The organism is Agrobacterium sp. 10MFCol1.1 (genome assembly GCF_000381165.1).
Lineage (GTDB): Bacteria > Pseudomonadota > Alphaproteobacteria > Rhizobiales > Rhizobiaceae > Agrobacterium > Agrobacterium tumefaciens.
The window spans coordinates 50,939-63,377 of sequence record NZ_KB906076.1 but is presented as its reverse complement, the minus strand read 5'-3'; the positions used below and the strand labels follow the sequence as shown (position 1 = coordinate 63,377).

Annotated in this window: 11 protein-coding genes and 2 pseudogenes; 6 read left to right on the top strand and 7 right to left on the bottom strand. The window is 56.9% G+C overall.

Annotated elements, in window-relative coordinates; all coding sequences use genetic code 11:
• The first annotated feature begins 64 nt into the window (after positions 1-64).
• The 4 genes and pseudogenes from F617_RS0113665 to F617_RS0113660 all read left to right on the top strand — a co-directional run bounded on the left by F617_RS0113665 (position 65) and on the right by F617_RS0113660 (position 3,335).
• Positions 65-1,060 (top strand): LacI family DNA-binding transcriptional regulator, encoded by a 996-nt coding sequence (locus tag F617_RS0113665; RefSeq protein WP_019565639.1) that lies wholly within the window; start codon positions 65-67, stop codon positions 1,058-1,060.
• 379 nt (positions 1,061-1,439) lie between these two features.
• Positions 1,440-1,687: pseudogene (locus tag F617_RS27870) on the top strand (transposase); the annotation flags it as partial.
• A gap of 126 nt (positions 1,688-1,813) precedes the next feature.
• Positions 1,814-1,949: pseudogene (locus tag F617_RS28380) on the top strand (IS3 family transposase); the annotation flags it as partial.
• A gap of 171 nt (positions 1,950-2,120) precedes the next feature.
• Positions 2,121-3,335 carry a diguanylate cyclase gene (locus F617_RS0113660; RefSeq protein WP_019565638.1) on the top strand — a complete coding sequence of 405 codons (1,215 nt, stop codon included), beginning with the start codon at positions 2,121-2,123 and terminating at the stop codon, positions 3,333-3,335.
• Between the two features lie 124 nt (positions 3,336-3,459).
• On the opposite strand, the gene hisN is transcribed toward F617_RS0113660, so the two are convergent.
• The 5 genes from hisN to F617_RS27025 all read right to left on the bottom strand — a co-directional run bounded on the left by hisN (position 3,460) and on the right by F617_RS27025 (position 8,287).
• On the bottom strand, positions 3,460-4,236 hold the full coding sequence (gene hisN / locus F617_RS0113655; protein ID WP_019565637.1) for a histidinol-phosphatase: 777 nt from the start codon (positions 4,234-4,236) through the stop codon (positions 3,460-3,462).
• Positions 4,229-4,957, bottom strand: a complete 729-nt coding sequence (locus F617_RS27030; protein WP_019565636.1) for an ABC transporter permease — start codon at positions 4,955-4,957, stop codon at positions 4,229-4,231. The genes hisN and F617_RS27030 overlap by 8 nt, the downstream gene beginning before the upstream one ends.
• A complete protein-coding gene (locus F617_RS0113645) occupies positions 4,954-5,664 on the bottom strand; it encodes an ABC transporter permease (RefSeq protein WP_019565635.1) in 711 nt (236 codons plus the stop codon). The genes F617_RS27030 and F617_RS0113645 overlap by 4 nt, the downstream gene beginning before the upstream one ends.
• A gap of 47 nt (positions 5,665-5,711) precedes the next feature.
• Positions 5,712-6,506 (bottom strand): transporter substrate-binding domain-containing protein, encoded by a 795-nt coding sequence (locus tag F617_RS0113640; RefSeq protein ID WP_019565634.1) that lies wholly within the window; start codon positions 6,504-6,506, stop codon positions 5,712-5,714.
• Between the two features lie 263 nt (positions 6,507-6,769).
• Positions 6,770-8,287, bottom strand: coding sequence for a PLP-dependent aminotransferase family protein (locus tag F617_RS27025; protein ID WP_019565633.1), 1,518 nt, complete (start codon positions 8,285-8,287; stop codon positions 6,770-6,772).
• Positions 8,288-8,736: 449 nt separating this feature from the next.
• On the opposite strand from F617_RS27025, the gene F617_RS0113630 reads away from it, so the two are divergent.
• The gene (locus F617_RS0113630) at positions 8,737-9,474 is read left to right on the top strand and encodes an amino acid ABC transporter ATP-binding protein (protein WP_019565632.1); all 738 of its coding nucleotides are present in this window, start codon (positions 8,737-8,739) and stop codon (positions 9,472-9,474) included.
• Positions 9,475-9,503: 29 nt separating this feature from the next.
• Here the strand turns inward: F617_RS0113630 and F617_RS0113625 are convergent, their stop codons facing one another.
• Together F617_RS0113625 and F617_RS0113620 are read right to left on the bottom strand one after the other, a co-directional pair.
• On the bottom strand, positions 9,504-10,673 hold the full coding sequence (locus F617_RS0113625) for an aminotransferase (protein ID WP_026330838.1): 1,170 nt from the start codon (positions 10,671-10,673) through the stop codon (positions 9,504-9,506).
• Between the two features lie 119 nt (positions 10,674-10,792).
• Positions 10,793-11,362, bottom strand: coding sequence for a helix-turn-helix domain-containing protein (locus tag F617_RS0113620; RefSeq protein ID WP_019565630.1), 570 nt, complete (start codon positions 11,360-11,362; stop codon positions 10,793-10,795).
• A 118-nt stretch (positions 11,363-11,480) separates the two neighbouring features.
• Here F617_RS0113620 and F617_RS0113615 point away from each other — a divergent pair, with 118 nt between their 5' ends.
• Complete coding sequence (locus tag F617_RS0113615; protein ID WP_019565629.1) at positions 11,481-12,422, top strand: ornithine cyclodeaminase family protein; 942 nt, start codon at positions 11,481-11,483, stop codon at positions 12,420-12,422.
• The last annotated feature ends 17 nt before the right edge of the window (positions 12,423-12,439 follow it).

The window sequence follows — 12,439 nt, the reverse complement described above, 5'->3', positions numbered from 1 at the left end:
AAAAGCAAGCATTCATTTCACTGAGTCAAAAATATGGAATTTATGTTCCATTACCGGAGAGTTTATGCGGAAGAGAGCAACGGCTAAACAGGTGGCAGATGCGGCGGGAGTCTCCAAGTGGACCGTGATACGCGCTTTCACACCGGGAGCATCGATTACCGACGAAAGCAAGCGGAAGGTCCTGGAGACCGCTGCAGCTTTGAACTACACGCCGAACCTTCTTGCACGAAGCCTTGCCACCAACTCGACGGGGCAGATCGCTGTCTTCGTGGATGACTTTTCCAACCCGCAAAAGCTCCCTTTCCTTGAGGCGCTTACCGAGAAGCTCCAGGCCGCAGGCCTGGTCGTGATGCTGATCAATATCAATAGCCACTTCAACCATGTGAACGCACTTCTCCATGCAGACCAGCGTCAGGTCGATGCCATCATTCTGTTTGGTACAGCGTTTCGCGACGAAACCCTGACAGACCTGCAGCACGGACGCGGCATGCCGCCTATGTTCGTGCTTGCACGTGACAGTCAGATCGACGGCGTGCCAGCTGTTGTCTGCGACGCGGAACTTGCTCTCAGGGAGATCGTCGACCACCTTCATGCGCAGGGATACAAACGCCCGGGCTTCATGAGCGGTGCTGCCGCTTTGTCCACGGCTTTAAAAAGAAGCCATTACTTCACGGAGTTCTGGGCAGAAAAAGGCATCCAAAACATCGTCCAAATGAGCGCGGAAAAATACAGTCTGGACGCTGGTGCGGCCTCGGTGAGGAAGTACTTAAGCGAGACTTCACCGCAAGATCGCGTCGATGTGCTAATGTGCGAAAACGACATTCTGGCGATGGGCGCAATGGATGAGATCCGAGCAAACTTTCGCCTTCAAGTTCCTGAAGATATTGCGATAGTGGGTTTCGACAACTACGAGATATCCGGTTCGTTCGGATACGGCATTACCACCTATGAGCAACCGCGCGACGAAATGATTGATGCAATTCTGAGTATGATCAAGGGGAGTTCGGCTTTGAAGACGGTAACTCTTCGGGGAGAGCTTGTCGTTCGACGCTCAACTTAAACGCTGCGACTTCGCATGCCGCGTCTCTAAAAAGTTCGATTGCCGCGACCGAGGTAGCTCTGAGTACATCAATCTTGGCCACTCTGAGTGGCATCGTGTCCGAGGGCTATGCGAGCAAGGAGAACCTTGCCCTAAAATTTTTATACGGAATGCACGCGCCACTGAAATCCTTGTCGACAATTTGCTAAGCTCGATCAACGGAGCGACCTTCTGGCGTTCGCTGCACGGATCCTGCCGATGTTGAGTACCGACTTCCGCCGAGCACCGTTGCTGGGCCGGCACACGTCCGAGGAAGTGTGTGATCTCAACCCTTCAAACTGGACCGTTTTTGGTTAGAGTTTTCCGGTACATTTCCTGGCTGAGAAAGGAACGGAAGACGATGAAAGCATCGCAGTTTTCGGACGCACAGAAGGCGTTCATTTTGAAACCGGGTGATGAGGGAGTGTCGGTGGCGGAGATCTGCCGGAAAGCAGGATCAGGCAGGCGACCTATTTCAACTGGAAGAAAAAATACGCGGGCATGCTGCCGCCGGAGATGGAGAAGCTGAAGCAACTCTAGGACGAGAATGCGGTGTGGAAGAGGATCGTCGCGGACCTGACGCTGGATCGAGAGATGTTGCAGGATGTCATTCGGCGAAATGTATGGTCCGCCCTGTCATTGCAATGATTTCAAGTTCTGGCGATAGCAGTTTTCGTTAATGTATCCGGCCTCTCGCGAGTGGACTGCTGTTGCAGCCAGGCCCTGATGAGATCCGCACACGACCAACTGGCGACCGGCAAGAAACTCAGGGTACTCACGGTGGTCGACACCTTCTCGCGCTATCTGCCGGTGCTTGATCCAACGTCACAGCTATCGAGGTGAAGATGTCTTGCAAACCTTGGAACGGGTGCCGACGCATTCGATCAGCCGGCAAGCCCTTTTCTGGAACGCACCCCGAGACTTAATCCCCACACTCGACAGCACGCTTAACGTTACGCCAACCATGTCCGCGATATGAGAGGTGATGTAAAGGATCTTATAAACACCACCCTGTAGGCTTTGACGTAAGGCAGGCAGAGCAATGCAGATCGATTTACAAACCCTTTGGTATTTAACCGTCGGAACGCTCCTGGTGTCAGCGTCGCTTCTCCTTTGGGAAAGGCAGGCTCATCCAGGTCGCGCACGCGTGCTCGGTGTTCTAGCCGCGGCACTCTTCGCGTTCATTCTCGGCTGCGTGCTTGCAATGAACCGCAGCCACTTTCCGGTCGCGCTCGGCATGGGGGCGATCAACATCCTAATGATGTTGGGCTACCTTCTGGTCTTTAACGCCATCGCCGGCCTCGACGGTCACCGGTATCTCTGGTCGTCCGTCGCAACGCTAAGCTTCCTAGCCATCGCCTGGGCGATCGCTGGCACGCACTTCCCGGCCGCCTTCTGGAACCATGTCTCGTCTATCCCCATCGCGCTGACCTGCGGCCTGACGGCATGGACACTTTTGCGCAGCCGCACGGTCCAGCGATTGCGCTCACGTCCGATCGCAGTATCGATCTCGGCCGTCCATGCCTTGTTCTACCTTGGCCGAGCGTTCATTGCCCCTGTTCTCCTTGAACGGTACGGGCAAGATATAATCTCCATGGTCGGGAAGGCGACGATGTACGAGGCCGTCTTGTACTCGGTAGCGATGCCGATGTCCTTTCTGATGATTATTCGAGAGGAGGAAAAGCTCCATCTGCTCCGAATGTCACAAACCGATCAGTTGACCGGGCTTGCAAACCGTCACGCCTTTTTTGAGCAGGCATCTCGGATCCTCCGGGAGCGGCATGGTGACCCGGTCTCACTGCTCGCCTTCGACCTCGACCACTTCAAGGCGATCAACGACCGTCATGGACATCAAACCGGAGATAAGGTTTTGCAGCTGTTCGCCGAAACCGCCCGCGAAGAAGCGGGGCCCGACGCGCTTATTGTCCGGCTGGGCGGTGAGGAATTCGCTGCGCTTCTACCACGGTGCGACCATTCCCAAGCTCTCAGTCGCGGCTTGGCGATCGCAAGCCGGTTCGCCAAAGCAGCCGCTCGGGCAGAGGGCTTGGAAACCCATGCCACCGTTAGTATCGGCGTTGCGGCACCAGACTGCCACGACCTCGCGGGGATGCTAGCAAGCGCCGATGGCGCGCTGTACCGCGCGAAAGCCCTTGGGCGGAATCGCGTTGAGACCGCACGGCCAAACGAATTGCCGCTGCACCCACAAGCCGATCCCTTGCGTCGTCAGTTGCGAGTAGTGGCGACGGGGGCGTCCTAATTCGATGTAGCGCTTTTGGGCGAGGGCGCTCTTGAAACGAATCGAACCCTCGACACGAATTTCGGCTAGAACGCTGCCATGTCATGATGCATTTGGATTGAAATTCGGTCTCTATTGACCGGCATCAATTCAGTTTTTCTAGGGCTTGTCGGTGGATAACTTCGTTGGCACTCGCGAGGCAGAGATTGCCCGACAAGAGAGTAAGCGGTCGACCCTGCCAATCTGTGATGCAGCCTCCCGCTCCAGTCACTATGGGCACCAGTGCACAGTAGTCGTAAGGATCGAGACCGCCGTCGATGCTGATGTCGATGCTACCGTCTGCGACGCGGCCGTACGCCATGCAGCTTCCGCCATAGACGCACCACCTTGTCGACTGGCGGAGGCGATCGACACTGCCCTTTTCGTTGGACTGAAATGGTTCTGGATTTCCATTAGCCATAAACGCATCAGCGAGAACGGCCGTCGAGGCAGTCCGGACGGCTTTACCGTTCAGCGTCGTATTCTGACCCACCTGTCCCAACCAGCGATCACCAGTCACAGGATTGTCGATGAGACCAAGGATCGGCGTACCGCCGCGTGTCAGCGAAATCAGCGTGCCGTAAACAGCCAGGCCACCAATAAACGCCTTCGTGCCGTCGATTGGATCGATGACCCAAACAAACTCCTCGTCCAAGCCTTCAGCGCCAAACTCTTCTCCCAGTACTCCGTGAGCGGGGAAGCGGTCCGCGATACGTTCTCGGATGATCCGCTCCACTGCACGATCCGTCTCGGTCACCGGGCTGGAATCAGATTTCGCAACGGGGCGACGCTGGCCGGCCGCCGCCGTGCGAACGATCTCCCGTGCTACATCAGCGGCTTCATTGGCGAAGTTGGTGAAAAGGTCGAGGGGTTGGTCAAGCATGGGCGGGTGCCTTCCTCATTTTGTTTTGTGTGTCTGCGGTCGGGCGCATATGCCGGGACAGGCGGGCTTCAAGCGCCCTTACGAGACGCGACAGCATCCAGGCGACGCATAGATAGATGAGAGCCGCGGATATGAAGACCTCGTAGGGTGCGTAGGTGCGGGCGACGATTGTGTTCGCCGTGCCGGTCAGTTCCATGATCGTGATGGTGCTTGCGAGCGAGGTCGCTTTCATCATGCTGATCATTTCGTTGCCATAGGCGGGCATGCCGATCCTGAATGCTTGGGGAAGAACGACGAGGCGGTAGATTAGAGACGGGCGCATGCCCAAAGCGACGGCCGCCTCGCTTTGCCCGGAAGGGATGGCCAGAATGGCGCCGCGCAGAATGTTCGCTGTGTAGGCCGCAGTGTGAAGAGCGAGCGTCAGCAGTGCGCAGAACCAAGCTTCACGAAGGACCGGCCAGAAAATGCTGCTGCGAATGATCTGGAACTGGGATAGCCCATAGTAGACGAGGAAAACCTGTACCAAGAGCGGCGTTCCTCGAAAGAACGTGATGTAACCCATCACAGGAAACCGCAATATCGGACGACCATTAGCTGCGATAATTCCGAGCGGCAAAGCCAACAGGCCCCCGAATGCAAGGGTTAGGAGGAGCAATTGCACCGTGATCAACGCACCGTATAGCAGCGCGGGAATGCTCTCGAACATCAAAGACCAGTTCATGCTGCGGACCTCCGTTCGCCGCGGAGCAGCCTGCCTTCGAACCAGGCGATGAGGCGTGTATTTGCCATTGTCAGAGCGAGATAGATCATGGCGGCGGTCATGTAGAACGTGAACGGCTGGCGGGTAACGGACGTGGCCATCTGCGAGAGGCCCATCAGTTCATGGAGGCCGACGATGGAAATGAGCGACGTGTCCTTAATCAGCGAAATCCAGTTGTTGCCGAGGCCCGGCAGGGCAAACCTCAATAGAAGCGGCAAGCGGATCTTGAAAAACATTACGAACCAGCCGAGCCCGAGTGAGTGGCCCGCCTCGATCACGCCAATCGGAACGGATTGCCAGGCGCCACGGAGGACTTCTGCCGCATAGCCACCAAAAACAAGGCTCAGCGCGAAGACGCCTGCCTGTAGCGGTGGCACCTCGACGAAGCCAAAGTCGGCGACGAAGAGATTTATGGCCTTCGTCAGCGCGACCGTGCCGCCAAAATATACAATCAGGATAACCAGCAGCTCAGGCGTGCCACGCATTATCAGACTGAAGCCACGTCCAAGAGAGGCTATGGCCCGATTTGGCGACATCTGTGCCAACGCACCCAGCATGCCCCAACACAAGCCAACAAGAAGGGAGAGCAACGCAACCTTCATGGTCAAAAGGGTACCGTGAGCGATTTCGTCCGCCCATCCCTGCAGGAAGTCTATAATCGCCTCCATGAAGAACGGAGCCGTATGAGGGCACCATTCAGTTGCCGTCGTGAGGTTTACTTGGCGGATACCGGAAGGACGCTGAACGACCAATATTTGTCGTTGATTGCCTTGAAGCTGCCGTCCTTGAACATGGTGTTCAGCGCACCGTCGATCTTTGTCAGAAGATCCGTGTCGGCCTTGCGAAGACCGATACCGACCCCGGGACCAAAATAGGACACGTCGTCGATTTCCGGCCCGACGAAGCCATAGTCCTTGCCTTCCGGCTTGCTGAGGAAGTCGTTGTCGAGCTTGATGGGGCCGGCGAAGATCAGATCGACGCGGCCGGCTTCAAGATCAAGGATCATGTTGTCGACTTTGTCGTACTCGGAAACGGTCGCCTGCGGATACTTATCCGAGATATACTTGCCATACGTTGAGGACCGCTGCAGACCGATGGTCTTGCCAGCGACGCCATTCGGGTTTGGTTCACCGGAGTCAGTCACCGGCTTTGCATCCGTAGTCTTTGGCCCGACGAAGCGGGCGGCAGAAGAGCGATAGGGGACCGAGAAATTGATGCTTTTCAGTCGCTCCGCGGTGATGGACATCGATGCAGAGATGAGATCGTATTTGCCGGCGAGCAAGCCGGGGATCATGCCGTCCCACGCTTGGCAAATAATTTCGACATCGCTGCCAATGTGTTTCCCGACGGCGCGCGCGACATCGACGTCGAAGCCCTTAATTTCGCCGTTAGCGTCCTGATAGCCGAAGGGCGGATAGGTGCAGTCGCTCGCAACCTTCAGAGTGGCGGCTTGCGATGGAACGGCGCCTATCAGAAGGCCGGCGACCGTAAGTGCGATGATCTTTTTCATGGGACCTTCCTTGTCACAGTGCTGCTGCTTATTGGTTTGAAAAGTCGCGGCCACCGGAGTGTGCGGAAGCCGCCAGTGTCAATTGGCTCTCAAGACTGATAGTCTGCGGCGGCTCATCCGGAGCCGGCAAATGCGATGGACTGGTCATGGTTAGCAATCGGACCTTCAGTCTTGCCTCGCTTAACAACCGGCCTTCGGGAGAAAAGATGTCTCGAAAGCAAAGCGAGCTAAAGTACCAATTCACATAAATCGATGGTGCCAGATTATGGGAGGTCCGAGGAGTTGGCGCTCTTCTCCAAGAACCGTCTCGTAACGCGCTCCATCCGCTGAACTGCACCGGCAACACGATCGACAGAGAGGTTTCCAAATCCCGCAACAAGCCCGAAAACGTCCTTACGCTCGATACAATAAGAGGAAAGAGGCGGAGTATCGATCCATGCCCCGCGCAACAGACGCGAAAGCTCGACGTCATCGAATGGCTCTCGCGCCATGAGCGTCAAATGAAGGCCCGCATCGAGAACTGGAACATCGAACACATCTCCAAGCTTTTCGTTCAGGGCCGTCATCATTGCGGCAGCGCGGTCCCTGTAGAGGGCACGGGTTCGCCGGAGATGCGATGCAAGTTCTCCGCTCGCCATAAAGTCTGCGACGGTATGCTGGTGGGTGAGGGGCGCGTAGCAGGAAAGAGTATCTTGCACAGCCGTGAAGGCAGCGATCAATTCACGGGGCACGACAAGATAGGCCAGTCGCAGTCCGGGAGCGAGCACCCGATTGAAGGAACTAACATGGATGACCCGCTCACCACCCCTGCGGGCGGCGAGCGGTACGATCGGCGCCCCGCGCCATCGTATCTCGCTGTTGAAATCGTCCTCGAAAATCCAGCGATCAGCGGCATTCGCCCAGGCGAGAAGTTGCTCTACGGCTTGTTCCGACATGGTTGCACCCGCGGGAAACTGTCCGACTGGCGACACAAGGATCATCCGAGCATCTGAGGCATGGCGGGCGATGTCGTCGACCCTCAACCCGTCGGAGGAAACGGGCACTGGTGCAAGCCGTAGTCCCGCCGATCGCAGGGTCGATAACAAGGTCGCATAGGCGGGATCTTCTACACCGACGACGTCACCGGCGTCGAGCAGCACTTGCGCGACGAGATTGGCCGCCTGGAGCGTGCTTCCCACAACAATGATTTGATCTGCCTCGCACCGAATGCCGCGCGCTTCGCTGAGATAGATCGCGAGTTGCTGTCGCAACACGGCGAGGCCGCCGCCCTCGCCATAGCCGAGGTCGGAGACGGCGAACCGACGCCAATAGTTGGCAGCGATCCTTCCGAACTGTTTATAGGGGAAGATATCGAGCGCGGGCATACCGGGACTAAGATCGAATTTGTCCTGACGCGACCAACTCCAATGTCGAATCGATGCCTCCCTCCCCCGCGCCGACAGTGCAACCGGTGAGGTAACCGGAATCTGGCCCCGCTCGCCGCCGGGGCGAACCGAGTCCTCGGGAAGGCTCTCCTCGACATAGAATCCAGAGCTCGGACGACGCCTGATATAGCCCTCTGCAGCTAGGCGATCATAAGCGTTGTTGACGGTGTTTCTCGATACGCCAAGATCCTTCGCCATCGATCGACTCGCTGGAAGGCGCGCGCCGCGTGCGAGCTGCCCATTGACGATCAATCGGCGCAGTTGGATGAACAGTTGTTCCTGCAGTGTCGGCCCATAGGAATTTGCACGCAAGACCATGGTCCACACCGGGTAATTGAACTGTTTCGCAGCTTTCATCGAGAAACTCCTCTCCGGCATACCGCACCACCGCTATCGCCGAGCGTGTGAGGTTCACAAGTTAATGTTCCGACGTCAGAGAGAGCGACCTCTATGTCGTTTGCCGCGCTGCTAAGACCTATCAGCGAAGAGTGTTGCTTACTCACGCCTTGACTGCGCAATATATTGCTCATATCATCTTTTAAAGTAGTCATGTTCTAGGCTCAACACATACTAGCGCAGTTTCCCGTCCCGAGCGGCCAATCCACCAAAGCCCATGCGGTTAACCGTTGAGGTCATGTCAGGGAGTACATTTCATTTTCTGATTGGGAAGCCGTTCGAATGATTGTCCGAAAACCATCGATCAATCTACGCCGTCCTTGGCGGCTGACACAAATACAAACTGCACAAACGGATGGGCGGAACCAGGTGTTGTCTGCTCAGCCCAAACCAAGCTTGAAGGGGAAGCAATGTCAAACTCGGCAGTCAACATCTCAGGTATGAACAAGTGGTACGGCGATTTCCACGTTTTGCGCGATATCGACCTCAAAGTCGTGGAGGGAGAGCGCATCGTCATCGCCGGCCCTTCCGGGTCGGGCAAGTCAACCATGATCCGCTGCATCAACCGTCTCGAGGAGCACCAGTCGGGCAGCATCGTCGTTGATGGTATCGAGCTCACCAATGATCTGAAGAAGATCGATGAGGTGCGTCGTGAAGTTGGCATGGTGTTTCAGCACTTCAACCTCTTCCCGCATCTGACAATCCTTGAGAACTGTACACTGGCGCCGATCTGGGTTCGCAAGATGCCCAAGAAGGAAGCCGAAGAAGTGGCGATGCACTATCTAAAGCGCGTCAAGATCCCCGAGCAGGCAAACAAGTACCCCGGTCAGCTTTCCGGCGGTCAGCAGCAGCGCGTGGCGATTGCCCGCTCGCTCTGCATGAAGCCGAAAATCATGCTGTTCGACGAGCCGACCTCGGCGCTCGACCCGGAAATGGTCAAGGAAGTGCTCGACACCATGGTCAGCCTCGCCGAAGACGGCATGACGATGCTGTGCGTGACCCACGAAATGGGCTTTGCCCGCCAGGTGGCCAACCGCGTGATCTTCATGGACCAAGGTCAGATCGTCGAGCAGAACGCTCCGCAGGAGTTCTTCGACAATCCGCAGCATGAGCGCACCAAGCTCTTCCTCAGCCAGATCCTGCACTGATCGTGCCTCATTGAGTGTGTCGTTGGCTGTCAGGCTTGGACCAGCCTGCCAGCCAGTTTGCCAATGGAATCCCGATCAACATTAGCGAAAGCGAACCGTAAATAAGACTCGTTGCCAGCGCCGAAAAAGCTGCCTGGAATCGTGATGACACCTGCCGTTCTCGCAAGTCGTTCGCCGACGACCATCGCACTCTCATCCGAAAACGGGTGTCTGACGAATGCGAAATAGGCACCCATGGAGGCAATCTCCCATCCTGGAAGTTGGTCGAAGACCCGCCTCAATGCCTGTGCGCGACGAGCAATTTCCACCGTGTTTCCGAAGCGCCATTCTCTAAGCTTGGGCCATGCCTGAGCGACTGCATCTTGCGCGGCCCTCGGCGCACATATCTGCATGTTATCCATGACCTTGGTGATCTCAACGAGAAGGTTTGACGATGCCGTAATAGCTCCCAGCCGATGGCCTGGAATGCAAAGAGATTTCGAAAAACTGTAGAGTGAAACCAGTCTGTCTTGCCAATCGTGTTCAGACAAAAGCGTGTGCGGGCTGCCGGAGTCTTCCGTTAGAAAATCTCGATAGGTTTCGTCCAGGATCAGCCAGGCATTATATCGACGGCAAAGATCGTAAACCGCCAGCAGCAGATCCGCAGGGTAGACCGCACCCGTAGGATTGTTTGGGCTAACGAGAGCGAGGACCTTGGCTCCGCCAGACAGCGCAGCTTCTACGGAGGCTATCTCGGGGAGGAAGCCCTTATCGCGATCGCAGGCGACAGGAACACATTCAATGCCCAGCATGGAAAGTGTCGTATCGTGGTTGAAATAGAAAGGGTTTGTCAGAGCAACGCGGGTTCCGGGAGCGGCCAAGGCGATAATTGTTGCCATGAATGCCTGGTTGCAGCCCGCCGTGATCGAAACATTTCCGGGGCCGACGCGCGCTCCGTAAGATTCTGACATGTGTTTGGCGTAGACCTCACGCAGCAAATACTCGCCTTCTATTGCTCCGTAGCCCGTCATGTCCTGACGAGCAGCAGTTTCACCAAGAAGCCGAAGCATCTCGGGATGAGTGGGGTAACCCGGCACGGCCTGTGACAGATCTATTAACACACCATGCGCGCCGTCATACGACTTCCCCCAGGCAATGACAGAAGGGATGGGCGGGCTTGGCAAGCGGGAAACAAGTCTATTTGGTGAAGGCTGGGACATGATGAGATCTCCTTCAGGTCACGAGTCGGCGTTTCGGATGAGAGGGGCGATCGCGGGTCTTCTGCTGAGGTAATGCGTCTGTATCGATCCGAGGGTCAAAGGAAGCGGGAGCAAGTGGATCACGACACGACATTCCTAACGAACTTCGTAACTGCCGTACTTCGATTCACGTAAGAATAATTCTGGGCTGAGCTATAGATGGCGAAGCTTCCTGCGGGATACTCTGTCTCTTCACCGCTCAGAACAAGCGTCAGCGCGCCTTCCGTGACGACCAGCATCTCGTGCCAGCCCTGCGGATCGGGTTCGGCATCGTATCTGTCCCCGGCCTCCAAAGACCACATCCACAACTGTGTTTCCTGTCCGGCAGGAGCTGTTCCAAGGAGAACACCCTTGCTTTCCGGTCCTTCCCCGCGCCAGGTCACCTCGTTGATGTCGCAAGACGATTGCCGATCGGGATCTCTAACGAGATCCACAAATCCGACGCCCATAGCGGCTGCCAGCTTGTCCAGGCTCGACAGGCTGATGTTCGCGTCTCCTGCCTCAACGGCGGTGATCATTCGTCGACTTATACCCGCTGCTGTCGCCAGTGCGCCTTGGCTCAGACCCGCCGCTTGCCGCAACCTGCGAAGGTTTCCAGACACATGCGCCAAAACATCGCCCCGCTCTTGACTGCGCAATATATTGCTCATAAGGTCCTTCTACTCTTAACGGGCAGATAGAGCAACAGCGATTTCCACCGTGCGTCCACCATGGCGCGCGACAGGTTCGTCGTGCCTTCCTGTCGCCCATCTAACGTGGAGGTAACTGATGACGCAACCGATCGTGCTCGGCGAAACCGAGATCAACCAGCTTCTGCCCAAAGTCGACATCCGAGCCGTGCTCGAGCGCATGTTCCGCTCTCTTGCCGAGGGGAATGCCGTCCAGCCGCCGCAGACGCTGAGCTTGTTTCCGAAGGACGCCGGCGACTTCATCACGTATCTGGGCGTCTTCTCGGACGAGAAGGTATTCGGGGCGAAGCTGTCACCATACATCCCAGGCTCCGGCGGCGCGCTGGTCACCGCCTGGACGCTGCTGATGTCGATGGAGACAGGCACGCCCGTCCTGCTTTGCGATTCCAAGAAGCTCACCACGGAGCGCACCGCTGCAACCTCAATCATTGCAGCCGACACGCTTGCTCCGAAGGACGCTTCTGTCCTGACTGTCGTCGGATGCGGTCCGGTCGGCCTCGCACATCTTCGCTACGCTGAGGGCATTCGCAATTGGTCAGAAGTGCGCTTGGCTTCGCCGGACGTATTGACCAGAAACGACTTACCCTCACACACGAAAAGTGGCGTCGCGATCACCAAGATCGCCGACGCGAACGCGGCGGTCAAGGGCGCCGACGTCGTTCTTCTTTGCACATCCTCGGGCACTCCCGTGATCAATGCAGCAAGCCTGTCGAAGGCCGCTGTCGTCACGTCGATCAGCACGAATGTCGCCAACGCACACGAAGTCGATCCGTCCGCACTCCAGGGTTTCGACGTCTATTGCGACTACCGCGAAACGACGCCCTCCTCAGCAGGAGACATGAAGCTTGCCACAGCAGCGGGCACATGGTCGCCGGAAGCATTGTTTGGAGACCTGCCGGAACTGATGGCCGGTCGGGCAAAGGCACCGAGCCGCGAGCGCCCAGCCTTCTTCCGTTCCATCGGGCTTGGTCTCGAAGACGTCGCAGCCGCCGTCGCGCTGCTCTCCGCAGCGCGCGTCTGAACACCCCCATCTCAAGG